Raw genomic sequence first — 24024 nt, forward strand, 5'->3', positions numbered from 1 at the left:
CCGACCCGGCCCGCTCCGCCGCGTCAGTCGGCGGTGCCCCCGGAGCCGCCCTCGGCGCGGCGGCGGCGCACCTGCTCCTCGAGGTCGGCGAGGTGCATCTCGCGCTCGAGGTCGGCGATCTGCTGCTCGGTGGTGCGGGTCGCGCTCGGCGCCGCCGGCGCGGGCGTGTCCTTCTGCCAGCGGCGCGGGTCGCCGAACGACATCGGCGCGGAGCGCGCCTCGTACTCGCGACCGAGCGCGAACCACAGGATCGAGCCGATCAGCGGCAGCAGCACGATGAAGAAGATCCACGCGAACTTCGGCAGATGTTTCACCTGGTCATCGCGCCGGGTGATGACGTCGATCAGGGCGATCACCAGGACGGCGACGTTCAGCAGGGCGAGTACTGGCATGGCATCCACCCTGTCGCAGAGCCGCGGCCGCGTCCACCGACGTGTCGCGGGCGGGCCGAACTCCGACGCCCCCACCACGAGGGGGGGCGTCGGACGGGACTCAGGATGCCGAGGGGGGCGGCGCCTTGCGCGAACGCGGCGTCGGGGTGTTGTCTACCGGCTGGCCACCGCGCTGCTGGCCCGGCAGGGGGCGGGAGCGGCGACCGTAGATGACCTCCGACGAGTCGAGCAGCCACGGCACGAGGGTGATCGAGACGCCGTGCACGAGCATGAGCTGGTGCGCCAGGCGGCGCGAGCGCCGGTTGTGCAGGATCGACTCCCACCAGTGCCCCACGATGTACTGCGGCAGGTAGACGGTGACGATGGCCGAGCCGTTCTTCTCGCGGTACTTCTTGATGAACGTCGACACCGGCGAGGTGTACGTGCGGTACGGCGAGTCGATGATCACGAGGGGGATGGGCACCTCGTGCTCGGCCCAGTCGCGCTGCAGCCTCGCCGACTCCTCTTCGGTGATCGCGACGTGCACGGCGAGGGTCTTGTCGTGGTTGGCGGCGAGGGCGTAGTCGATCGCCTTCGACGTGGGCTTCTGCAGGCGGTTCACCAGCACGATCGCCACGTCGCCCGACGAGCCGAAGTGCACCGTGTCGTCCATCTGGATCTCGTGCTCGACGTCGCGGTAGTACCGGTTCACGCCGATCATCAGCACGGCGAGGATCGGGATGGCGATGAACACCAGCCAGGCGCCGTGCGTGAACTTCGTGACCGTGACGATCAGCAGCACGAGCACCGTCATCGCGGCGCCGACGGAGTTGATCCACAGGCCCGAGATCGCGGAGCGGCGCTCGATGGCCGCGGACTGCTGCTTCGCCGCCTCGGCGGGCAGGAGCTTGAATTCGCGCAGAGCGCGCCGCCAGTGCCGCACCATGCCGATCTGCCCGAGCGAGAACGACACGAACACGCCGATGATGTAGAGCTGGATCAGCGTGGTGAGGTTGGCCTGGTAGACGATCAGCACGCCGATGGCGACGATGCCGAGGATGATCATGCCGTTCGAGTACACCAGGCGGTCGCCGCGGGTGTTGAGCGCCTTCGGGGCGTAGCCGTCGCGGGCCAGGACCGCGCCCAGCAGCGGGAAGCCGTTGAAGGCGGTGTTGGCGGCCAGCAGCAGCACGCACGCGGTGGCGGCCTGGATGATGAAGAACGGGATGCTGCCCATGCCGAAGGTCGCCGCGGCCACCTGCGCCATGAGGCTCGGCTGCGGGTTGTTGGCGCAGTCGAAGCCGATGAGGTGGCAGGGGTTCTCGGCGTAGTGCACGCCCGAGATCAGCGCGAGAGCGGTGAGACCCGCGAAGAGCACGATGGCGATGCCGCCCATGAGGCTCAGCGTCGTCTGCGCGTTGCGGATCTTGGGCTTGCGGAACGCGGGGACGCCGTTCGACACCGCCTCCACCCCGGTCAGCGCCGAGCAGCCGCTCGAGAAGGCGCGCAGCACGAGCAGGATGAGCGCCGCCTGGGTGAGCGACTCGGCCTGCACGGCGTAGTTGGCGCTCGAGGCCTCGGGAGCGTCCCCGAGGAACGTGCGGGCGAGGCCCACGACGATCATCACGCCGACCGACCCGATGAACAGGTAGGTGGGGATCGCGAAGACGCTCGATGCCTCGCGCACGCCGCGGAGGTTCACGATCACGATGAGGATCACGAAGCCGACGGCGATCTCGACGCGGAACGGGTTGAGTTCCGGCAGCGCCGAGATGATGTTGTCGACCCCGGATGCCACCGACACGGCCACCGTGAGCACGTAGTCCACGAGCAGGGCCGCGGCCACGACCACGCCGGGCACTTCGCCCAGGTTCTTGCTGGCGACCTCGTAGTCGCCGCCGCCCGAGGGGTAGGCCTTGATGAGCTGCCGGTAGCTCAGCACCACCACGATGAGGAGCACCACGACGGCGACCGCGACCCACGGGCTGAGGGTCAGCAGGGCCGTTCCGCCGATGAGCAGGATCATCAGGAGCTCCTGCGGGGCGTACGCCACCGAGGAGAGCGCGTCGGAGGCGAAGATAGGCAGCGCCATCTTCTTGGGCAGGAGCTGGTCGTCGAGTTTTTCCGACGTCAAAGGCTCGCCGATAAGGATGCGCTTGGCCATCGGCGTCTCGACGCCGGGCTCGCGACTTTCTTCAGTCACGGCGCGTGACACTACGCGCACTGGACGGGCGGCGCAATCCGACGCGCACGTCGTTCATCGCATGGCAGTCAGACCGTGATCACCGCGACAACACGGTGCCGGGTCGGCTCGAGGCGCGAACCGCGGGTCAGGCCGGGGCGGCCGCCTCGGCGATGAACGCCGCGACCGCGTCGGCGCCGGCGTGGTCGTCGGCGCTGATGGTCACGACGGCGTCGCCGGCGAACACGATCATCTGCCCGTACGCCCCGTGCAGCCGCCACGCGGCGCCGGGTCCGTCCCACCCGGCCAGGGCGTACCGGCGGTACCCGTCGCCCGCGCTGCCGGTGTCGATCCAGGCCGAGTGCAGGGCGTCCACCGTCTCGGCCGGGACGAGCCGTTCGCCCTGCCAGACGCCGCGGTTGCGCAGCAGCAGGCCGAGGCGCGCCATCTCGCCGGTGCGCAGGGCGAGGCCCTCGCCGGCGAGGATGCGCCCGTTGTGACAGCGCTCCCAGGCGAGGTCGGCGAGGCCGAGCGGGGCGAACAGCCGGGGGCGCAGGTACTCCTCGACGTCGCCCGTGCGGTGGGCCAGCACGTGCATCGCGGTGTACGTGCTGGCGTTCGAGTACTGGAACACGCGGCCGCGAGACTGGCGCGAGAGGAATTCGGCGGCGAGGTCGGGCCAGTCGGTCATCATCGTCGGGGACCACGCCAGGTCGATGCCGCTCGACATCGACAGCAGGTGGCGCACGGTCACGTCCGGCGCGGCGGTGGGGACGATGCCCGCGACGGGCTCGTCGAGATCGAGCAGCCCGTCGGCGGCGGCGATCCCCGCCGCGAGCACGCACACGGCCTTCGCGACCGAGTGGATCTCTTCGCGCCCGTCGGGCGTCCAGCGGTGCTCGGCGACGTCGGCGCCCACGCGCACGTGCAGCCCGTGGGCGCCGAAGCCGGTGTCGTCGATGTGGCGCACGAGCGCCGCGCGCAGGTCGTGGGCCGGGGTCATCCCCCCAGGCTACGGGCGGGCCGTGTCAACCCGCGGGGTCGTCGGGCGGCGACGCCGCACTGGTCTCTAGGATCGCGGGGTGAACGACATCGTGGGCTCGGGGCTGCTCGCCGTGATCGCGGGCGGGGTGGTCGCCGTGCTCGCCCTCGTGCCGTTCGTCGCCGTGAGCTATCGGCGCCGCGGGGGTCTGACGCTCTGGCGCACGCTGCTCTGGGCGGGGGCGGCGGTGTACTTCTGGGCGATCTGGACGTACACGCTCATTCCTCTGCCCGACGACGACCTCTATCGCTGCGCGGGAGTCAACCTGCGGCCGTTCGAGTTCGTCGACGACATCCGCGCCGCCGTCGCCGTGTCGGGGCGCTACCTGACCGATCCGACGGTGCTGCAGGTGGCGTTGAACGTGCTGCTCTTCCTGCCGCTGGGCTTCTTCCTGCGGGTGCTCGGGGGTCGCGGCATCCTGGTCGCCGGTCTCGTGGGACTCGCGACCTCGGCACTCATCGAGACGACGCAGCTGACTGGCGTGTGGGGCCTCTTCCCCTGCGCGTACCGCGTGTTCGACGTCGACGACCTGATCGTGAACACCTCGGGGGCCCTGCTCGGCTCGCTGGTCGCCTTCGCGGTGCCCGCGGCGCACCGAGGGGTGGCGAAGAGCCCGGATGCCGAGGTGCCCCGCCCCGTGACCCGCCGCCGCCGTCTGCTGGGACTGGTCTGCGACGTCGTGGGCATCTCGCTCGTCGGCGTCGCGGTGTCGGTGCTCGTGCAGGCGGTCACGGTGCTGCTGCTCGGCGAGTCGGCCACCCTGGCGACCGACGAGGCGGCCTCGTGGGCCGGGACGGTGGCGGGCGCGGCGCTCTGGCTGGGGGTCGTGCTGGTGACCGGTCGGTCGATCGGCGACCTCGCGACGCGCGTGCGGTTCACCAACGGCATCCTGCCGGTCTGGGCCGCCCGCCCGCTGCGATTCCTCACCGGGGCGGGCGCCTACGCGGTGCTCGCGGCGCTGCCGGCGCCGTGGTCGATCGCGGCGTTCCTGCTGGCGCTGGTGACCGGCGCACTTCTCGTGGTCTGGCCCGACGGCCGCGGCCTCACCGGCTGGATCGGTCGCCGGCGCCTGGTCGACGATCGGGCCGGGGTGGTGAGTCCCTCGGTCGACACGAGCGCATCCGGGTGACCCGGCTCGGTCTGTGCGGCGTCGACGACGGCGTGCGCGTGCACCGAGTTTTGCCCCCTCGGTGGGACACGAGTGAGGCCGCGCCGACCGACGCCGCGGACCGCCCGCTACCGTAGGCCGCATGGGGGAGCCGCTGTCGGCCGCGGATGCACGCATCCTGGCGCTGGAGTCCGATGTCGTGCGCGGGCATGCGCTGAAGCTGCTCGTGCTCGAGCCCGGCGAGGCCCTCGATCTCGAGGCGGTGCGCGAAAGCGTCGCCGCCCGACTGCCGGCCTTCCCGCGCGGGCTCCAGGTGATCGTCGACGACGGCGACGGACCGGCGTGGATCGAGGCGACCGACGTCGATGTCTCGCAGCACGTGCGCCGTCACGCGGCCGACGACCCCGCGGCGCTGCGCGCGGTCGTGGGCCGGCTCATGTCGGAGCCCCTCGACCGCTCGCGCCCGTTGTGGAGCGTCGACCTCGTCGGCCCCCTCGCCGATGGTCGAGAGGCGGTGGCGGTGCGCCTGCACCACGCCCTCGCCGACGGGCTCACGGCCGTGCGCTTCCTCGAGGCGGTGATCTTCGAGCCGCACGACGCCCCGGCGCACGAGGTCGGCCTGCGCGATCCCGACGCCCGCCCGACGCGGTGGAGCGAATGGGAACGGATGCCGATGACCCTTGCCCGCGAGCTCGCTCACCCCGGCTCGCACTCCCCGTTCGACCGCCCGATCAGCGCGCGCCGCGCCCTCGCCTTCGTCGACGTGCCGCTCGCCGAGGCACGCGCCGTCGGCGCCTCGCGCGCCGACCACGCCACGATCAACGACGTGCTTCTCACGGTCATCGCCGGGGCCCTGCGGCGGCGCCTCGTGCACCACGGGCACGTGCCGCGGCTCAACGCCCAGGTGCCCGTGAGCCTGCACGAACGCGGCGAGGACGCCGCGGCATCCGGCAATCGCGACTCGTTCGTCGACGTCGGCCTGCACCTCGACGAGCCCGACGACCTGCGTCGGCTCGACCTGCTCAGCGCCCAGACCCGCGCCCGCAAGCACGCCCACGATGCGCGCGCCCTCGACGAGCTGTTCCACGCGCTCGCCGCGGCCGGGTCGGCCGGCGCGCTGCTGCGCGGTCTCGCCGACGACCCGCGCGAGTTCGCTCTCGCCATCTCGAACGTGCCCGGGCCGCGCGTGGCGGTGTCGGTCGCCGGCCGCCGGGTGGGCCACGTATACACGTCGTCGGAACCGGGGCCGAGGCACGCCCTGCGCGTCGCCGCGATCTCGAACGACCGCTGGCTCGGGGTGGGGTTCTGCGTCGACCCCGAGGCCGTGCCCGACGTCGAGCTGCTGGCCGAGGCCGCGCACGACACATGGGACGCCCTGCGCGCGGGCACGCGGTGAGCGGCGCGCGCTGAGACGGTCGCGTATCGCTCGGCGTCGGCGCCGCTGAGCGCGCGGGGCGGCACCCGCCCGGTCGCGGGGCACATAGGCTTTTCGAGAAGGAGGCGCATGTCGTCGAGAGCGGGGCGGGCCCAGCGCGCAGGACGCGGAGTCGCTGCGGCGACCCTGGCGACCTTCGTCGCGACCGTCTCGCACGCCTCCGTCGCCGCTGAACTGCCGTCGCTGATGAACATCGCGGTGGCGCTGTGCCTGGCCGCGCCCGTGTGCGTGCTCCTGGCCGGCCGCTCCCTGTCGTGGCGGCGGCTCTCGCTCGCCGTCGTGCTCAGCCAGGCGGTGTTCCACGGACTGCTCGCCCTCGACCTGCGCGGGGGCGGCTCCGCCGCACCGGTGGGCCACCACGGTGCGGTGACCTCTTTCCTCGATGCCGCGGCCTCCGGCTCGCTTCCCCCCGACCACAGCGGGCACTCGCCGTGGATGTGGGTCGCGCACGCGTGCGCCGCGGCGCTCACGATCTTCGCTCTGGGCACGGGCGAGCGCGCGCTGCGCGCGATCGCCGGCTTCCTGCTCGCGACCTTCCGCGCCCTGCGGCCGGTCGCGTCGCCTCCGGTGGCGGTGAGCGTTCCCGCCCCGGCGGCCGAGCCGCCGCTTCGCGCGACGGGGATCGCCGTGCTGTCGGTGATGAGGCATCGGGGTCCGCCGCTCGCGGCGTGATCTCGACCCCTCATCCTTTCGCGCGACGCGACACCGTCGCGCGCGCACCGTCAGAAAGCAGCACCATGTCCCGTACCCCCTTCCTTCGTCGTGCCCTCGTCGGCCTCGCCGCCGGCGCGGCCCTCGCGATCGCGGTCCCCCTCGCGGCATCCGCGCACGTCACCGTCAACCCCGACACCGCCACCCCGGGCAGCTACGCCACGGTCAACTTCCGCGTTCCCACCGAGTCCGAGACGGCGTCGACCGTCAAGCTCGAGGTCACCCTGCCCACCGACACACCGCTGAGCGCCGTGCTCGTGCAGCCCGTCCCGGGTTGGACGGCCACGGTCGAGAAGGGCGCCCTGCCCGCGCCCGTCGAGGTCGACGGCAACACCCTCACCGACGCCGCGCTGAAGATCGTGTGGCAGGCCGACCCCGGGGTCGGCATCGGTCAGGACCAGTTCCAGGTCTTCTCGGCCGTGCTGGGACCCGTGCCCGACACCGGTCACGTGGTGCTGCCCGCCGCGCAGACCTACTCCGACGGATCGGTCGTCGACTGGGCTGCGACGCCCGACGAGGTCGCCGCCGACGACACGCTCGAGCCGGCTCCGGTGCTCTACATCAACGACACCCCTCCCACGGGCGCGCACAGCCACGGCACGGCGTCCGCCGCGCCGTCGCACGAGCACGACGCCGGTGAGGCCTCGTCGGCCTCGGGCCCGGCATCCGAGTCGTCGGGTGTCGCTCTCGGACTCAGCATCGCCGCGCTGGTCGTCGCCGCCGCCGGAGCGGTGCTCGGCGCCCTCGCCCTGTCGCGTCGCCCGAAGCGCAGCTGACCGTGCGGGCACCGCGCGCCCTCGGGCGCTCCCTGGCGGTCGCGGCGATCGCGCTGGGTGCCGTGCTCGGCGGGGCTCAGGCCGCGTCGGCGCACGACAGCCTGGTCTCGACCTCGCCCGCCTCCGGCGACACGGTGTCGACGGTGTCGGAGATCACCCTCGACTTCAGCGCCAATCTGCTGGGGTACGACGGCGGCAACATCGTCGTCGTCCTGGGACCCGACGGCCGGCACTACGAGGCCGACTGCGTCGCGCTCGCCGGGCCCACGCTGAGCGTGCCCGTCGAGCTGGGGGCACCCGGCGACTACACGGTCGAATGGCGCGCGGTGTCGTCCGACGGGCACCCGGTCTCGGGGACCTTCCCGTTCACCTCCACCGCCGCGGGCACGTCCGTGGGGTCGGACGACTCGCCCTGTGCGAGCGCCGTCGGCTCCGCGGCTGCGCCGGCCGAGTCCGCGTCATCCGAGACCGGCGGACCGTCGGGCCTCACGGTGGGGCTCCTGGTCGGCGGCGGCGTCGTGGTTCTGGTGGGCGTGCTGGTCGTCGTCATCGTGCGCACGCGTCCGCGGGAGGAGTGAGCCGGTGGCCGGGGAGCGCTGCTCCCCGGCCACCGTTCGCGGAAACGTGTCGAGTGGGATGCCGCACCCGGGCGCCGCGGGCGCGACCTACAGGCTCTGCCCCGGCACCGAGAACGTGTCGCAGGCGTTCACGCCGCCCTCACGCCCGGTGTCGAACCAGCGCTGACGTTGCTCGCTCGAGCCGTGCGTCCAGCTCTCGGGGTTGATCGCCCCGCCCGATTCCGCCTGGATGTGGTCGTCGCCGACGGCCGAGGCCGCGGCCAGCGCATCCGTGATCTGCTGCTGCGTGGGCGGCTCGAGGTACGGGGTGCCGTCCTCGTCGACCTGCTCGCCCGCCGCGGCCACCCAGGCCCCCGCGTAGCAGTCGGCCTGCAGCTCGGTGCGCACGCCGTTGCTGTCGGGACCGGTGCCGTCGTTCGGGTACTGCTCCATGACGCCGGTGAGGTTCTGCACGTGGTGGCCGTACTCGTGGGCGAGCACGTACAGCTGGGCCAGCGGGCCCGCCGTGGTGTCGTACTGCTCGCGCAGCAGGGCGAAGAACGTGGGGTCGACGTAGACCGTCTGCTCCGGCGGGCAGTAGAAGGGCCCGGTGGCGTTCGAGGCCGTGCCGCACTGCGTCGAGGTGGCACCGTCGACGATGATCAGCTGCGGCGGGGTGTACCCGTCGAGGCGCTCCTGCCAGAACTGGTCGACGCTGAGGGAGGCGGCCGCCAGTCGACAGGAGTCGTCGGTGTTGGCATCCTGGCCCGTCTCACAGCTCGTCAGGGCCTCACCCCCACCCGCGGGGGCCGCGGGCGCCTGGCCGCCGCCGATGAGCCCGGTCAGGTCGGTGCCGGTGAACAGCGAGAAGAGCAGCGCCACGATGGCCCCGAGGCCGACCGTTCCACCGCCCACCGCGGCGATGGTGCCGCCGCGGCGCTTGGCGGTGTTGTTGCCGACGCGGGCATTGTCGTTGAAGGTCACGTCCGACACCGTAACGGGCGCGACGCCCGTGACGACAGGGGCTGGTGCTCGGCGGGATCGGCGCGCTCGTCGTCGCGCCGCACTGTCCACCCCTGCCCCACTGCTCGTAGGATTTCGCGTAGCGCGCGTTCTTGGCATATCTCGCTCATACGTATTCACGAAATGAGATCGTTACCCGCGATTATGCGCACTAAGGCTTCCCTAATCGCTGTGCATACGTATACGGTTTGGCCATGTCATCCACCAGAACGCGTGCTCTCGCACTCGTCGCCACGGTGGCCTTGGGCGCACTCGCCCTCTCCGGATGCGGCGCGGGCAGCCGTACGGGGAACGAGAACGCCACCGAGGTCAGCTGCGACTACACCGCACCCGAATCCGCGACCACGGTCAACGTGCTCGCGTACAACTCCTCCGCCATCGACCCGTTCACGAACACGATGGTCTCCAGCTGCACCAAAGACGACGTGACGGTCAAGCACGACCCGATCGACTTCGGCGGGCAGGTCACCAAGACGACCGCGACGCTCTCGGGCGACACCGGCACCTACGACATCGTCGAGACGTACGGCTTCGTCATCCCGGGTCTCGCGACCGAGGAGAAGCTCGTCCCCCTCGACGACCTGTTCGCGAAGTACGCCGACCAGTACGGGCTCAATGAGATCAGCGAGTCCATGCGCACCGGCATGTCGTACGACGGCAAGCTCTACGCCCTGCCCATGCAGGCGCAGATGTTCGTCATGGCCTACCGTGCCGACGTCTTCGACGAGCTCGGCCTCGAGGTCCCGACCACGTTCGACGATGTCGTCAGCGCGGCCGAGGCCATCCGCGCCTCCGGAAAGATGCAGTACCCGGTGGCGCTGCCCTGGCTCGCCACCGCCGACGTCTCGACGAGCTTCCAGGCCGCGATGAACTCCCTCGGCGGCGACTTCGTCGACGAGTCGGGTGAGGTCACCCTCGACGGCCCCGAGGCCAAGCAGGCGATCGAGGGCATGCTGTCGCTCGTTCCGTACATGGACCCGCAGGTCGCGACGTTCGACCAGCCCAAGGTGCAGCAGCAGATGTACAACGGCACCGCGGCGATGTCGATCATGTTCTCGGGCCGGATGAACGACCTGACGCTCTCGACGAACAGCAACCTCGCGGACTCGTTCGCGTTCGCTGCCCCGCCGAAGGTCACCGCCGACGCGCCATACGCCTACAACCGCCTGTCGATCGACGGATGGTCCATCCCGTTCAACACGGCGCTCGACCACGACATGCTGTTCGTCATGATGGCCTCGGCCGTCAGCGAAGACGCCTCGACCGCGTCGGTGCCTGCGGCCTACCCCGCCCGCGAGGGCATGGTGACCGCCGAGAACTCGCCCTACGGTGAGGCGGCGAACGACTCGATCGCGGCGGCGATGCCGCCGATCGTGTCGCCCATCCTGGCCGACCTGACCAACGAGATCCGCCCCATCCTGGTGCAGATCCTGTCGGGCAACGTCTCGGTCGACGACGGTCTGGCGCAGATGCAGGCCGCGGGCGAAGCCTTCGTCGGCTGATCCGCCCACCACTCGAAGCGACAGATCGATGACCGCGGCCTGGATGCGAGTCCAGGCCGCGGCCGATCGAGGGGAGACCTCCTAATGAAGGCACGCGAATTCTGGTTTCTCTTCGCGCCGAGCCTCATCATCATGGCCGGGCTGCTGGTGGTTCCGCTCGTGCGCACCGTGCAGTGGAGCTTCGAAAGCGTCCGTTACGGCAGCCCGGGAACGTTCGTCGGACTGCAGAACTTCGCCGACGCGCTGACCGATCCGCGCTTCGGCAAGGCGGTGCTGTTCACCGTCACCGTCACCGTCGTCACGACCCTGATCCTGATCGTTCTCGGCTACCTCATCGCGACCGGGGTGAACCGCCTGTCGCTCTCGCGGCCGCTGGTGCTCGGCATCATGCTGGTGTCGTACGTGCTGCCGAACCTCGTGGGCGCCGTCGCCTACTCGTGGCTGTTCGACGACAACTTCGGCGGCGTGGTGAACCGCCTCATCGGGCTCATGGGCGGCACCCAGGTGCTCTGGTTCACCGACCAGGTGCCCAACGCCCTCCTCGTCATCTCGAACACCGTGTGGCACATGCTGCCGTTCGCGATGCTGATCATCCTCGCGGGACTCCAGGGCGTGCCGGTCGAGTTGCGCGAAGCCGCGCGGATCGACGGGGCCAACGCCGTGCAGACGCACCTCAGCGTGATCATCCCCACGCTCCGCGGGGTGCTGGGCTTCGTCACGCTGATCTCGATCATGGACGTGCTGCGCATGTTCGACAACCTGATCCCCCTGTCTCCCCAAGCCCAGGCGATCGGCAACGAGTCGATCATGCTCTACGTCTATTCCGTCGCCTTCGCGGACGGGGCCACGAACCTCGGCCTGGGAAGCGCGATCAACGTGCTGACCATCCTGCTCATCCTGGTCATGCTCATCCCGTTCATCCGCGGCATCTTCAAGGAAGCGAGGGCCGAGCGATGACGCTCACCACCGGAGACCTCTCCACCCGCGCCATCACCACCGGCGACATCGACGGCAAGAACCCCCGGGGCCGCCGTCGGCGGCTGAACCGTCCACCGGTCGTCACCGGCGCCCTGCTCGCGGTGCTCTGCGTGGTCATGCTGAGCCCGTTCATCTGGATGATGCTGTCGGTCACGAAGCCCACGAACGTCGCCTTCGCGAACCCGCCGGTGCTGTGGGACTACCAGCCGACGGTGCAGGCCTTCGTCGACCTCTGGGAGACCACCTACTTCGCCGACTACCTCGTCAACACCCTCACGGTGGCGATCGTCTCCACCATCGTCGCCCTGATCATCGGCATCCCGGCGGCGTACGCCCTGTCACGGTTCCCGAGTTACGTCTCGGCGTTGCTGCTGGTGCTCGCGCTCATCTTCCGCGCGCTCCCGCGCTTCTCGGTGGTTCTGCCGATGTACGACATCAGCCGCGCCCTCGGCATCTACGACACCACCGTCGCCCTGGCCATCGCCCTGGTCGCGATCAACCAGCCGTTCACGATCTGGCTGCTGCGCAACTTCTTCGCCGAGATCCCGCGCGAGCTCGACGAGGCGGCCATGATCGACGGCTGCTCCCGCATCGGGATGTTGCGGCGCGTCATGATCCCCCTCATGGGTCCCGGCATCCTCACCGCCGGCATCTTCGTCTTCCTCTTCGCGTTCCAGGAGTACCTGACCGCCCTCGTGCTCACCGACTCGTCGTCGAAGACCGTGCCGGTGTTCATCGCGACGCAGCTCGGTCAGACGCTGCCCATGCTGCAGCAGGCGGGTGCGGCATCCATGCTCCTCACGATCCCGGTCGTGGTGATCGCGTTCGTGGCGCAGAAGTACCTCGTGGCGGGGTTGAGCGACGGTGCGGTGAAGGGCTGACGTGCAACCGTTGGTCCTGCTGGCGGGGATGAACTGCACGCGGGACCTCTGGACGCGGGGCGGTCTCGACGACGCGCTGACCCCCGACCTCACCATCGACCACCTCGATCGCCAGATCGACCGGCTGCTCGACGAATTGCCCCCGGTCTTCGTGATCGGGGGTCTGTCGCTGGGGGCGATCGTGGCGATGTCGCTCGTCGTGCGCGCCCCGCACCGGGTGGCCGGCCTGCTCGTGGCCGCCGCCAACGCGAAGGCCCCCACCGACGCGCAACGCTCCGCGTGGCGGGGGTGGGAGGAGCGGCTCGCCGCCGGCGAGTCGCCCCGCGCGCTGCAGCGCGGCATCCTCCCCGCGCTGCTCTCGCCGCGGTCGCGCGCCGAACGGCCCGACCTCGTCGAGCGCACGCTGCGCATGGGCGCGGACACGCCGGCCGACGCCCTCGGGGCGCAACTGCGCCTGCAGGCCACGCGCGTCGACCTGCGTCCCGCGCTCCGATCGGTGAACGTGCCCACGCTGGTGGTGTCGGGGGCTGAGGACGCGCTCTGTCCGCCGGCGTTTCACGAGGAGATCGCCGAGGCCGTGCCCGGCGCGCGGCTCGAGACCGTCGACGCCGGACACCTGATCCCGCTCGAGCGCCCCGACGCGTTCGGTGCGATCGTGCGCCGCTTCCGCACCGAGGTCAGTCGCGCGCGGAGCGCAGGTCGCGCAGGTGCCCCATGAGCGACGCCGCGAGGTTGTAGACCACGAGGTCCGCGCCGTCGGCGAAGGCGGCGGCCGCGGCGGCGGGGGAGCCCACGATGTCCATCCGCAGCGATCCGGCGGCGGCGACGGTCGCGTTCACCCGCACCGTCGCCTCGGCGACGGGGAGGTCGTGGGGCCCCGACGAGGCGGCGAGGTCGGCCGGGCCGATCATGATGCCATCGAGGCCGGGGGTGCGAACGATCTCGTCGGCCGCCGCGACGCCGGCGGGCGACTCGATCATGCCGAGCACGAGGGTGTTGGACAGGTGCCAGTCGCGGTGCGCGGCGGGATCGGTGAGGCCGAAGCGACCGGCCCTGCTGTACGTGGCGAAGCCGCGGGTGCCGACCGGCGGGTAGTGGCTGGCCGCGACGACGGCGGCTGCAGCCGCGGCGTCGTCGAGATGCGGCACGAGAACGCCCTCGGCCCCCTGATCGAGGACGCGCAGGATCATGCCGGCATCGCCCTCTCCGACGCGGACGAGCACGGGGATGCCGTGCACGGCGGCCACCGCGATGTGCTGGCGGAGAGCGACGACGTCGGCCGGGCCGTGTTCGGCGTCGAGGAGGACGAAGTCGAAGGCCGAGACGGCGATCATCTCGACCAGCTCCTCGGCCGGCATCCGCAGGAGAGCACCGATGAGGCGTTCGCCCGCCAGGGCGCGCGCACGGAGCGAGACGGGACGCTCGTCGTCGGGCATCACGCGATCATCCCGGCGGAGAGGTCGACGTCGGCGCCGCACATTCCCGGCATCGCGAGCATGGCGACGACGGCCGAACCGACCTCGTCCTCCGTGACCATGCGGCCGAGGGCCGCGCGCGAGACGAAGGCCTCCTCGGCCTGCGCGACGGTGCGGCCGGAACGCTCGGCTTCGAGGCGGAAGTTGCGAGACATCCGGTCGCCGGCGACCGGACCCGGCGACAGGCTGTTGACCGTCACGCCCGCGGGGCCCACCTCGAACGCGAGCGAGGCGGTGAGGCCGAGAATCGCCATCTTCGAGGCGGTGTACGGCGTGCGGTGGGCCAGGGGGCGCTTGCCCGACACCGATGCGACGTTGATGACGTCGCCCGCTCCGCGAGCGACCATGCCCGGCAGGAATGCTCGCGCCATGAGGAAGGTCCCGCGGACGTTGACGGCGAAGACCTCGTCCCACTCGCCGGGGGTGACGTCGGTCAGCGCGGCCACGGGGCCCGCGATCCCGGCGTTGTTGACCAGGATCGACACCTCTGCGCCCTCGAGGTGATCGGCCAGGCGCCGCACCGAGACCTCGTCGGAGACGTCGCAGGTGAGCGCACGGGCCCTCTCGCCGAGGCGCGCGACGACGGCGTCGAGCCGGGTGGCATCGCGGCCCACGATCACGACCTCGGCGCCGGCCGTGTGCAGGGCGGTGGCGATGGCGGCGCCCAGTCCGCTCCCGCCGCCCGTGACGAGGGCGATGCGGCCCCGGAGGTCGCTCATCGGGTGCCCGCCGCGCGGCTCTCCTCGATCCACGCGAACGAGGTGCCCGCGTGGCGCGCGGCGCGCGCGTCGCCCGAGCGGGCATGCCCCTCGAACAGTTCGACGCGCGCGGCGCGGCCGCACACCTCGCCCAGCAGGGCGGAGGAGGCGGTGTCGGTGACCTCCTGGTACGTGATGGTGCGCAGGTACTTCCCCACCCAGAGGCCGCCGGTGTAGCGCGCCGCCCCGAGGGTGGGGAGCACGTGGTTGGTGCCGATGACCTTGTCGCCGTACGAGACGCACGTGTTCTCGCCGAGGAAGAGCGCGCCGTAGTCGTGCATCTTCTCGAGGGCCGCGCGCGGTTCCTTCGTGAAGATCTGCACGTGCTCGAACGCGAAGGAGTCGGCCAGGGCGTACGCCTCGTCGAGGTCGTCGACGACGATGACCTGGCCCCAGTCGCGCCATGCGGGCTCCGCGTAGTCGCGGGTCGACATGCCGGGAAGAAGCTGTTCGACGATCTCCATCACGCGCTCTCCCAGGGCGGCCGAGGTCGTGATGAGCACGGCGGGCGACTCGGGGCCGTGCTCGGCCTGCGAGAGCAGGTCGACCGCGGTGAGGAAGGGGTCGGCGTCGTCGTCGGCGACGATGAGGATCTCGGTGGGGCCGGCGAAGAGGTCGATTCCCACCTCGCCGAAGAGCTGGCGCTTCGCCTCGGCGACGTAGGCGTTGCCGGGGCCGGCGATGAGGTTGACGGGGGCGATGGTCTCGGTGCCCACGGCCATCGCGGTGACCGCCTGCACGCCGCCGAGGATGTAGATCTCATCGGCACCGGCCAGTTTCATGGCGGCGACGGTCGCGGCGGGTATTTCACCGCGGATGGGCGGGGTGCACGCGACGACGCGCTCCACGCCCGCCACCTTGGCCGTGATGATCGTCATGTGGGCGGAGGCCGTGAGGGGGTACTTCCCGCCGGGGATGTAGGCGCCGGCGGCCTGGACGGGCACGTGCTTCTGCCCGAGGTGGACGCCCGGCAGCGTCTCGACCTCGATGTCGACGAGGGAGTCGCGCTGGGCCTGGGCGAAGCGGCGCACCTGGTCCTGGACGAAGCGGATGTCGTCGATAACCTGCGGATCGAGGGTTGCCATGATCTCGGCGACCTGATCGTCGTCGAGGCGGAACGGGCCGTCCCACCGGTCGAACTCGGCGGCGTACCGGCGCACGGCCTCGTCGCCGTTTCCGCGGATGTCGGCGATGATGCCGCTCACGCGGGCCGCGACGTCACTCTGCGCGGTGTCGGTGAACGACTTCGTCGGTGCGTTCTTGAGGTGGAGGGGCATCGTCGCATCCTTTGCTCCGCATACGTATGTTGCCATCATGACTGCGTATGCACAGGAGGTCAAGCTTTCGATAGACTGCGACCCGCAGCATCGCGTCGGCAGGGGGAGACATGGCCGTCACCAGCAGAGATGTGGCCCGACTCGCCGGAGTGTCGCAGCCCACCGTCTCGCGCGCCCTCCGCGACGACCCGCGGGTGTCCGACGAGACGAAGAAGCGCGTGCGCGACGCGGCCGACCTGCTCGGGTACGTCCCCAGCGAGGCGGGACGGGCGCTGTCGTCGGGGCGCACCCGTCGCATCGGACTCCTGGTCACCGACCTCGACAACCAGTTCTACGCGCACATCATCGCCCCCCTGCACCGTGAGCTCGACGCCCGCGGGTACCAGCTCGTGCTGCACACCGAGACGACCGACGAGTCGGTGGCCGAGCGGCTGATCGCGAACGGTCTCGACGGGGTGATCCTGGCGACGACGACCGTGGAGTCGGTCGTTCCGCTACGCCTGCGCGACCGCGGGCTCCCCTTCGTCTACTTCAACCGCACGGCCGCCTACGTCGATGCGGATGCCACCGTCGTGGCGCCCGAAGCGGGATTCCAGGTCGCCGTCGACCGCGCGCTCGCGCTCGGCCATGAGCGCATGGGAGCCGTTCTGGGCCCGCAGAACACCAGCACCGGCCAGTCGCGCGAACGGGCCCTGCGTTCGGCCCTCGGGGCGCGGGGGATCTCGCTCGACGCCGCGCGGGTGCGGTTCGGGCCGTTCGACACGGCATCCGGCGACGCGGCGACGGCCGAACTCCTCGCCCTAGACGAGCCTCCGACGTTGATCTTCTGCGGCAACGACGTCGTGGCCTACGGCGCGCTCAACGCGGCTCGGCGCGCGGGGGTCCGCGTGCCCGACGACGTCTCGATCATCGGCTTCGACGATCTGCCCGCGGCATCGTGGCCGATCATCCAGCTCTCCACGATCGCGTACGACTTCGTGCGGATGGCGCGGGAGGCCGGTCGCCTGATGGTCGAGCGCATCGAGGATCGCCCCGACGCCTTCGCGCACGTGGAGTTCGAGACGACGTTCATCGAGCGGCGCACGCTGGCGGCGGCGCTCTCGCGCTGACGGCCGTCACCGCCGGCTCCGGTCGTGCGATCGGTCTGTTCGCGGACCGTCCCGATCCCTTGCGTCCCAGTTGTGCATACGCATACACTGCCAACATCGTCCCCGTCGCGCCCGTATCGGCGCCCCAGCCCAAGGAGAACCGAGTGCCCCTCGACCCCGTCGCCTACCAGCCGTACGCGGACCCCGATGACTTCATCCGCGAGGTGACCGACCTCATCTGGGTGGACCGGTCGATCAGCTTCATCCGCGAGAACTACGAGCCCGACTCGATCGTGCACGGGGCGTACGGCACCTCGAACACCCGCGACGAGGTCATCGAGGGAACGCTCATGCGTATCTCGGCCACGCCCGATCGCACGGGGCAGGCCGAGGACGTCATCTGGGAGGCGCGCGGCGACGACGCGTTCCTCAGCTCGCACCTCGTTCTCTCGGGTCACCTGCAGTCCTCGAACTACAGCCGCACCATCGCGAACTGCCTCTACCGCCGGGGGCGCATGGTCGAGGAGTGGGTCGTCCGCGACACCCTCGCCGGGGCGCTGATCCTGCAGAGCGACCTCGACGAGCTCGCCCGTGCGCAGGCGTTCCGCGGCTACACCGGCACCTGGACCGAGCCCGCGCCCGCCGACCCGATCGCGGTCGGCGACTCGGGCCCTCGCCCCGACGACCACCGTTCGGAGGTGGAGCGCGTCATCGAGATGATCCAGACCGTGTGGAACGACCGCGACCTGCAGAAGGTCGACACGTTCTTCCACCGCGACCTCGTGCTGCTCACGGTGGGCAATCGTCTCGTCATCCGGCCCGAAGGCTACCGACGGGCGCTGCTGCGCTTCCTCGAGTCGTTCCCCGCGGGACGCTTCGAGATCCGCGACATCCAGACCAACTACGACGTGCGGTACGCCGGCCTTCGCGTCGCGGTCACGTGGAAGTTCGTCGGCGACTACAACGGCGTCGCCAACTACGGCCCGCTCACGGGGCGCCCGGTCGACGTGCTCGGTATCTCGCAGTTCACCTTCCACCAGGGTGCGCTCGTCAAAGAAGTGCGGCTGTGGGATGACATCGCCCTGCGGGCGCAGATCGCCGGAATGCGGGGCGACGAGCCCGTCGCCCTCGGAAACATCTACTGAAACAACGGAGGAAGAACATCATGAGTACCGATCGTCTGAGCCACGACACCGTCGTCGACGGGGCCGAGATCGAACGCCGCACCATTCGCAAGAGCGACTGGGCGCCGCACCGCGCCGCCTTCATCGACTGCCGGACGCCCGGCTCCGACCGCAAGGAGAACTACGCGTTCATCGGTGGCGGGGTCTCGCAGAACGCCGGCCAGGTCATCAACCTCACCGAGGAGCACGGCTTCAACACCGGCGCCGCCGGCATGCCGAACGGCATCTCGAACAACCTGCACCTGCACTTCACGGCCGAGGTCTTCGTGAACCTCGGCGGCGAGTTCCGCCTGCGCTGGGGCATCGACGGCACCCAGGGCGAGTACGTCAGCACCGACGGCGACATCATCTCGATCCCGACGTGGATCTTCCGCGGCTTCACCAACGAGGGCCCCGACGACGGCATCCTCTGGACCGTCCTCGGTCGCGACGTCACCGGCGGCATCATCTGGGGCCCCTCGGTGCTCAAGGAGGCGGAGTCGTACGGTCTGCACCTGACCGCCGACAACCAGCTCATCGACACCGTCGCCGGCGATGAACTGCCCGACGACGTCGCCCTCATCACGCCCATCCAGCAGAAGTACGTCGACGAGCTGACCACCTACAGCGTCGAGCAGATGCGCGGGCGGGTCATCCAGCCCGGTGACCGGGTCTACAGCTCGAACGCGCTCCTGTGCGCGAGCCTGCCGGGCGGAGCCGCCGAGCTCAGTCTCGCGATCGGCTACGGCATGACCGAGGACCGCCGCCAGGTTCCCCGTATCCACGAGCCGCACTCCTTCAACATGGCGTGGGTGCGCGCGGCCGCCGACGAGGGCCTCCTCCGTCACCGCCACGACAAGAACCAGGCGCTGCTGGTGAAGAGCGGCCGCTGGGCGGTCACCCTGAACGGCGACCCGGCCACCACCGTCGAACTCTCGCCCTCCGACTCGTTCTCGGTGCCGGCCGGCGCCTGGCGCGCGTTCCGGTGCATCGAGACGGGGGAGTCGGATGCCGGTGAGTTGCTCGTCGTGAACTCCGGCGACGACCGCGTGTACCTCGAGTGGGCCCCCGAGGTCGTCGACGCCGCCCGCGACGCCGACTGGATGATCGACCCCAACGGCTACCTCGCCCCCGTGGGCGTCATGGTCACCGCGACGGAAGACGACTGATCACGCAGCGCGAACTCAGGGTCGCCGCGACCTCTCCCCCCGTGCGGGTCGGGGAGGTCGCGGCGAACCTCGTCGCCGTGCGCGAGGCGCTGGCCGACGCCGCGGCGGCCGGGGCGGCGCTCATCGTCGTGCCCGAGCTCGCGATCAGCGGGTACGTCTTCGCCGACGCCGCCGAGGCACGGGCGTCGTCGCTGCACCGCGACGATCCGCGGTGGGCCGAGCTCGCAGCCGTCCTCCCCGAGGGCGTCGTGGCCGTCGTCGGCTACGCAGAGGTGGCGGCGGGCGAGCTGTACAACACGGCCGCGGTGCTGACCCGCGACGCCCGTCTCGGCGATTACCGCAAGGCGCACCTGTGGGGCGAGGAGTCGCTGTTCTTCACGCGCGGTGACACGGCGGGCGCCGTCTTCGACACACCGGTCGGGCGTCTCGGCGTCGCCCTCTGCTACGACAACGAGTTCCCCGAGGTGCCGCGTCGGCTCGCGCTCGCCGGTGCCGAGGTCCTGGCGCTGCCGGTGTGCTGGCCCCTCGTGCCGCGGCCCGCGGGCGAACACGCCCCCGAGACCATCCAGGCGATGGCCGCCGCCCGGTCTTCACGCCTCGCGACGATCGTCGCCGACCGCCACGGGGCCGAGCGCGGCGTCGCGTGGACGGGTGGGACCGCGATCATCGACGACGACGGATGGATTGCGAACAGCCCGACGGGCGGCGCGGGCATCGTGGTCGAGACGCTGCGGGTACGGCATGCGTCCGACAAATCCCTGCCGCCGCACAACGATCTCTTCGGCGACCGGCGGCCGGAGCTCTACTTCTGACGCCCTACTCCACGGCCGCGCGTCCCGGGTGGGCATCCAGCTTCGCCCGCAGCATCTGCTGGGCGAGGTCGGCCATGCGCCGCGCCCCGGGTGAGAGGTACGCCCCCTCGCGCTGCGCGAGGGCGATCGTGTCGTACAGCGGTTCGGCGAACGGCGTGAGCGTGATGCCGGTGGGGAAGCCCGCGGACTCGGCGATGGTGCGCGACACGATCGTGTCGGCGGCACCGGCTGCGACCAACCCGAGCGCGGTCTCGACGTTCTCGACCTCGATCGCCGGGTCGATCGTGCGTCCCTCGAGGCGCGCGCGTTCGCGCAGTTGCCGCCGCGTCGGGTCGCTCCATCCGGCGTAGGCGTCGTAGAGCACGAGCTTCGCGTCGGCGAGCTGCGTCGTCGTGACCGGCTTCGTCGGCGCATCGGTGCGCCCCGAGGCGTAGAGCACCTCGTCGCGGAAGAGCGGGGTGATCGTCAGCCCCGTCTCATCGACCGGCAGCACCAGGAGTCCCGCCTCGATCTCGCCGGCGGCGATCGAGCGCGCCACCAGCGCCGAGTTGATCCCCACCAGCCGCACCGTGACCCCCGGATGCCGCTGGTGGAAGCGCTGCACGAGGTCGGAGAGGTCGTAGTACGCGGCGTTTCGGAGCACCCCGAACGTGCACGTGCCGCCCTCGAGCGCGTTGCGGGCGCGCATGGTGTCGATGCCGCTCCGGATCGCCGCCACGGCCTGCTCGGCGTGCTCGCGCAGGGCGAGGGCCGACTCCGTGGGAGCGAGCCGGCGACCGCCGCGGGTGAACAGCCGCACGCCCAATTCGCGTTCCAGCCGGGCCACGAGCTCCGAGACCGAGGCCTGCGTGGTGTCGAGCTCGATGGCGGCGGCGGTGAACGACCCGGTCTCGAGGGCCGCGAGGAACGCCGTCAGCTGGGTGATCGTCACAATCCAATGGTAAAGCCTATGGCATCCATCGTTCCTATCGTTCTTGTGGGGGAGGATGCCGAGACCCTAGCGTTCCCGTATGCAGTTCACGCCCGCGCTTCTGGAGCGCCTCAACGGTTCCTTCCACCACCTCAAGACCCCGCTGATCGATGCCCCCGCGGCCCAGCGGGATCCCGCCGTGATCGAGACGGTGTCGGCGATGCTGTCCGACATCCAGAGCCGCGGCCTCGACGCCGTGCTCGACTACGCGCGCTCGCTCGACCGCTACGCCGGCGGCGACATCGAACTGTCGAGGGAGCAGATCGCGACCAGCGGCGACCGCCTCGCGCCCGATCTGCGCGCGGCCATCGAGCTGGGCTCGGAGCGCACGCGCGCCTTCGCCGCCGAGCAGCGGAGCCACCTCAAGGACTTCGAGACCGAACTGCTCCCCGGTCTCGTCACGGGGGCGCGATACGTTCCCGTCTCGCGCGTCGGCGCCTACCTGCCCGCCGGACGCTTCCCCCTCACCGCCAGCGCCTTCATGACCGTCGGCGTCGCCAAGGCGGCGGGCGTTCCCACCGTGATCGCCTGCACCCCGCCGCAGCCCGACGGCGGGGCGAACGACGCGGTCGTCTACGCCGCCCACCTGTCCGGCGTCGACCGCGTCTTCGTGCTCGGGGGCGTGCAGGCGCTCGCCGCGATGGCCTTCGGGCTGCTCGGCGACCTGCCCGTCGACATGCTCGTCGGCGCCGGCAACGCGTACGTTGCCGAGGCCAAGCGGCAGCTCTTCGGCACCGTGGCCATCGACCTGCTCGCCGGCCCCTCCGAGGTGGCGGTGCTCTCCGACGACAGCGCCGACCCCGAGATCGTCGCCGCCGACCTGCTCGGGCAGGCCGAGCACGGCCCGAACTCCCCGGCCGCGCTCGTCACCACCTCCGACGCGCACGGACGCGCGGTCATCGCCGCCGTCGAACGCCAGCTCAGCACCCTGGCGACCGAGCCCATCGCCGGTCCCGCCTGGCGCGACTCCGGCACGGTCACGGTCGCCGCCGACCGCGAGACCGCGGTCGCGCTGATGGACGACCTCGCCCCGGAGCACCTGGAGGTCATCTCGACCGACGACGCCTGGTACCACGACCGCCTCCGCAACTACGGGTCGATCTTCCTCGGGCCCTGGAGCACGGTCGCGTACTCCGACAAGGGCATGGCCGGCACCAATCACGTGCTGCCGACGGCCGGTGGCGCCAAGCACAGCGCGGGGCTCTCGGTCTCGCGCTTCGTGAAGCCGCTCACCTACCAGCGCATCACCCGCGAGGCGACCCCGCAGCTGGCCGAGGCGGTACAGGTGATCTCCGACTCCGAGGGCATGGCCGCGCACAGCGCCACCGCGACGATGCGCCTGGCGACCTACGCCGATTGACGCGCCCGGGACGCCGTCGTTGTCGGGGACGCATCGGCGAACCTCCCGGATCCCGCGGTGGGGGGAGACGTCAGACGATGCGTCGCACCGCCGCGTCGGCCGGCGGCGGTGCGGTGCTCTCGCGCACGACGAGCTGCGGGCGCTCCGACGAGAAGCGACGCCCGGTCTCGCCGGCGATCTCGTTGAGCAGCAGTTGCAGGCCGCGGCGGCCGAGGCCGGCGAAGTCCTGATCGACCGTGGTCAGCGGCGGCGTCCAGAGCGCCGCGAGAGGGTGGTCGTCGAAACCGGCGACCGAGATGTCGTCGGGCACACGCCGACCGGCGGCGACGATCCCGCGGATCACGCCCATGGCGATCTCGTCGTTGCCGCAGAACACGGCGGTGACCGAGGGATCCTCGGCGAGCCGCCGACCGATCTCGATCCCGGACCGCGGGTCCCAGGTCGCGTCGCTGAGCGCGGGGATGACCGCACCGCGACGTTTGAGGGCTCGTCGCCACCCGGTCGTGCGCCCGTCTTCGCGGCGCGACGGCGGCACGCGCACGTGGTGCACGGTGGCGTGCCCCAGATCGAGCAGGTGGTCGGTGAGCTCTTCGGCCGCGCGCGACTCGTCGAGCACCGCCTGCCGCAGACCCGACTCGCGCACCCCCGACAGCGCGACCAGCGGCAACGACACCGGGATGCGGTGCAGGGCGGCGACACCGGGCGGGTCGAACTTAAGCACGCAGACGCCCGCGAGCGGCTGGGCCAGAGTGGCGGCGATCGCCCGGTCGATCTCGCCCTCGTCGGTGCTCTCGACGACGGTGATCATGACCGTGTAGTCCTCGGCGCGGGCGGCCTCTTCGATACCGCGGATCGTCTCGGCGTAGCCGTACTGCGACGTGTCTCCGGCGATGACCGCGATGACCTGGGCCTTGCGCGACGCCAGCACCCGGGCGGCGGCACTGGGGCGGAAGTCGAGGGCCGCGATGGCCGCCTCGACGGCCTCGCGCTTCGACGTGCTCACCTTCGCCGCGCCCGTGAGCACCCGCGAGACCGTGGGAGCTGATCGTGCGCGGGTGGGACCCGGGATGCCGATCCACTCCACCACGGGGCCGGCGATCGCGCGACGGGCCGGATCGCCCGCGGCGGTGTCACTCCAGAATGAACGCGCGCCCGTTGATGAACAGGGTGTCGGGCTCGGAGGCATCCATCTGGAAGACGGCACTGCTCTCGAAATCGGCCTGCTCCCAGGCGACCAGTCCCATCGGCGCGACGGCGGAGGTGACGAGCAGCCCTCTGGCGAGGACGGAGAGCATCTGACGACGAGTCATCGGGAATCCTTCTCTAAGCCGTCGACGCCGACGGCTCCTTCGCGGGTTCGGAGGAACCCTGGTCGGTGGGTCTGGG

24 protein-coding genes are annotated in these 24024 nt (G+C 71.1%); 14 read left to right on the forward strand and 10 right to left on the reverse strand.

The window, feature by feature from the left end:
- Positions 1–23: 23 nt before the first annotated feature.
- The 3 genes from IFU19_RS03370 to IFU19_RS03380 form a co-directional block, all read right to left on the reverse strand.
- Positions 24–392 (reverse strand): PLD nuclease N-terminal domain-containing protein, encoded by a 369-nt coding sequence (locus tag IFU19_RS03370; RefSeq protein WP_192012917.1) that lies wholly within the window; start codon positions 390–392, stop codon positions 24–26.
- Between the two features lie 100 nt (positions 393–492).
- Positions 493–2535, reverse strand: coding sequence for an APC family permease (locus IFU19_RS03375; RefSeq protein WP_156458759.1), 2043 nt, complete (start codon positions 2533–2535; stop codon positions 493–495).
- Positions 2536–2701: 166 nt separating this feature from the next.
- Positions 2702–3556 (reverse strand): serine hydrolase domain-containing protein, encoded by an 855-nt coding sequence (locus IFU19_RS03380; protein ID WP_192012918.1) that lies wholly within the window; start codon positions 3554–3556, stop codon positions 2702–2704.
- Positions 3557–3635: 79 nt separating this feature from the next.
- Between IFU19_RS03380 and IFU19_RS03385 the strand changes: the two genes are divergently transcribed.
- The 5 genes from IFU19_RS03385 to IFU19_RS03405 all read left to right on the forward strand — a co-directional run bounded on the left by IFU19_RS03385 (position 3636) and on the right by IFU19_RS03405 (position 8203).
- Positions 3636–4724 carry a VanZ family protein gene (locus tag IFU19_RS03385; protein WP_055935375.1) on the forward strand — a complete coding sequence of 363 codons (1089 nt, stop codon included), beginning with the start codon at positions 3636–3638 and terminating at the stop codon, positions 4722–4724.
- 121 nt (positions 4725–4845) lie between these two features.
- On the forward strand, positions 4846–6099 hold the full coding sequence (locus tag IFU19_RS03390; protein ID WP_192012919.1) for a wax ester/triacylglycerol synthase domain-containing protein: 1254 nt from the start codon (positions 4846–4848) through the stop codon (positions 6097–6099).
- 108 nt (positions 6100–6207) lie between these two features.
- On the forward strand, positions 6208–6810 hold the full coding sequence (locus tag IFU19_RS03395) for a hypothetical protein (RefSeq protein WP_055935380.1): 603 nt from the start codon (positions 6208–6210) through the stop codon (positions 6808–6810).
- 65 nt (positions 6811–6875) lie between these two features.
- Positions 6876–7625 carry a YcnI family copper-binding membrane protein gene (locus IFU19_RS03400; RefSeq protein ID WP_192012920.1) on the forward strand — a complete coding sequence of 250 codons (750 nt, stop codon included), beginning with the start codon at positions 6876–6878 and terminating at the stop codon, positions 7623–7625.
- A 2-nt stretch (positions 7626–7627) separates the two neighbouring features.
- Positions 7628–8203: a copper resistance protein CopC gene (locus IFU19_RS03405; RefSeq protein WP_192012921.1), complete on the forward strand. Its 576-nt coding sequence runs from the start codon at positions 7628–7630 to the stop codon at positions 8201–8203.
- Positions 8204–8290: 87 nt separating this feature from the next.
- Here IFU19_RS03405 and ypfJ read toward each other — a convergent pair whose 3' ends face one another.
- A complete protein-coding gene (gene ypfJ / locus IFU19_RS03410; protein WP_192012922.1) occupies positions 8291–9166 on the reverse strand; it encodes a KPN_02809 family neutral zinc metallopeptidase in 876 nt (291 codons plus the stop codon).
- A gap of 233 nt (positions 9167–9399) precedes the next feature.
- Between ypfJ and IFU19_RS03415 the strand changes: the two genes are divergently transcribed.
- The 4 genes from IFU19_RS03415 (at position 9400) to IFU19_RS03430 (ending at position 13284) form a co-directional block, all read left to right on the forward strand.
- The gene (locus tag IFU19_RS03415; protein WP_192012923.1) at positions 9400–10707 is read left to right on the forward strand and encodes an ABC transporter substrate-binding protein; all 1308 of its coding nucleotides are present in this window, start codon (positions 9400–9402) and stop codon (positions 10705–10707) included.
- Between the two features lie 132 nt (positions 10708–10839).
- The gene (locus IFU19_RS03420; RefSeq protein WP_207301768.1) at positions 10840–11664 is read left to right on the forward strand and encodes a carbohydrate ABC transporter permease; all 825 of its coding nucleotides are present in this window, start codon (positions 10840–10842) and stop codon (positions 11662–11664) included.
- The gene (locus IFU19_RS03425; RefSeq protein WP_191916484.1) at positions 11661–12566 is read left to right on the forward strand and encodes a carbohydrate ABC transporter permease; all 906 of its coding nucleotides are present in this window, start codon (positions 11661–11663) and stop codon (positions 12564–12566) included. Before IFU19_RS03420 ends, IFU19_RS03425 begins: the two co-directional genes overlap by 4 nt.
- A gap of 1 nt (position 12567) precedes the next feature.
- Positions 12568–13284 (forward strand): alpha/beta fold hydrolase, encoded by a 717-nt coding sequence (locus IFU19_RS03430; RefSeq protein WP_192012925.1) that lies wholly within the window; start codon positions 12568–12570, stop codon positions 13282–13284.
- Here the strand turns inward: IFU19_RS03430 and IFU19_RS03435 are convergent.
- From IFU19_RS03435 to hisD (IFU19_RS03445), 3 genes are read right to left on the reverse strand one after another with little or no spacing between them, the layout of a single operon-like run.
- Complete coding sequence (locus IFU19_RS03435; protein WP_192012926.1) at positions 13244–14002, reverse strand: HpcH/HpaI aldolase family protein; 759 nt, start codon at positions 14000–14002, stop codon at positions 13244–13246. The genes IFU19_RS03430 and IFU19_RS03435 overlap by 41 nt on opposite strands.
- Positions 14002–14760, reverse strand: a complete 759-nt coding sequence (locus IFU19_RS03440; protein ID WP_192012927.1) for an SDR family NAD(P)-dependent oxidoreductase — start codon at positions 14758–14760, stop codon at positions 14002–14004. The genes IFU19_RS03435 and IFU19_RS03440 overlap by 1 nt, the downstream gene beginning before the upstream one ends.
- A complete protein-coding gene (hisD, locus tag IFU19_RS03445; RefSeq protein WP_192012928.1) occupies positions 14757–16076 on the reverse strand; it encodes a histidinol dehydrogenase in 1320 nt (439 codons plus the stop codon). Before hisD (IFU19_RS03445) ends, IFU19_RS03440 begins: the two co-directional genes overlap by 4 nt.
- Before the next feature lie 110 nt (positions 16077–16186).
- On the opposite strand from hisD (IFU19_RS03445), the gene IFU19_RS03450 reads away from it, so the two are divergent.
- From IFU19_RS03450 to IFU19_RS03465, 4 genes are all read left to right on the forward strand, one after another.
- Positions 16187–17185 carry a LacI family DNA-binding transcriptional regulator gene (locus IFU19_RS03450; RefSeq protein WP_191916479.1) on the forward strand — a complete coding sequence of 333 codons (999 nt, stop codon included), beginning with the start codon at positions 16187–16189 and terminating at the stop codon, positions 17183–17185.
- Positions 17186–17328: 143 nt separating this feature from the next.
- Complete coding sequence (locus IFU19_RS16980) at positions 17329–18309, forward strand: ester cyclase (RefSeq protein WP_192012929.1); 981 nt, start codon at positions 17329–17331, stop codon at positions 18307–18309.
- A gap of 20 nt (positions 18310–18329) precedes the next feature.
- Positions 18330–19496 carry a cupin domain-containing protein gene (locus IFU19_RS03460; protein WP_192012930.1) on the forward strand — a complete coding sequence of 389 codons (1167 nt, stop codon included), beginning with the start codon at positions 18330–18332 and terminating at the stop codon, positions 19494–19496.
- On the forward strand, positions 19388–20308 hold the full coding sequence (locus tag IFU19_RS03465) for a nitrilase-related carbon-nitrogen hydrolase (protein ID WP_342343370.1): 921 nt from the start codon (positions 19388–19390) through the stop codon (positions 20306–20308). Before IFU19_RS03460 ends, IFU19_RS03465 begins: the two co-directional genes overlap by 109 nt.
- A gap of 4 nt (positions 20309–20312) precedes the next feature.
- Here IFU19_RS03465 and IFU19_RS03470 read toward each other — a convergent pair whose 3' ends face one another.
- A complete protein-coding gene (locus IFU19_RS03470) occupies positions 20313–21239 on the reverse strand; it encodes a LysR substrate-binding domain-containing protein (RefSeq protein ID WP_199858536.1) in 927 nt (308 codons plus the stop codon).
- A gap of 79 nt (positions 21240–21318) precedes the next feature.
- Here IFU19_RS03470 and hisD (IFU19_RS03475) point away from each other — a divergent pair, with 79 nt between their 5' ends.
- Positions 21319–22638, forward strand: a complete 1320-nt coding sequence (hisD, locus tag IFU19_RS03475) for a histidinol dehydrogenase (protein WP_192012931.1) — start codon at positions 21319–21321, stop codon at positions 22636–22638.
- A gap of 70 nt (positions 22639–22708) precedes the next feature.
- Here hisD (IFU19_RS03475) and IFU19_RS03480 read toward each other — a convergent pair whose 3' ends face one another.
- Complete coding sequence (locus IFU19_RS03480; RefSeq protein WP_342343371.1) at positions 22709–23725, reverse strand: LacI family DNA-binding transcriptional regulator; 1017 nt, start codon at positions 23723–23725, stop codon at positions 22709–22711.
- A 43-nt stretch (positions 23726–23768) separates the two neighbouring features.
- Positions 23769–23948, reverse strand: coding sequence for a hypothetical protein (locus IFU19_RS03485; RefSeq protein ID WP_191916474.1), 180 nt, complete (start codon positions 23946–23948; stop codon positions 23769–23771).
- Between the last annotated feature and the right edge of the window lie 76 nt (positions 23949–24024).

The sequence above is a fragment of the Microbacterium sp. CFBP 8794 genome, from assembly GCF_014841235.1.
Classification (GTDB): Bacteria; Actinomycetota; Actinomycetes; order Actinomycetales; family Microbacteriaceae; genus Microbacterium.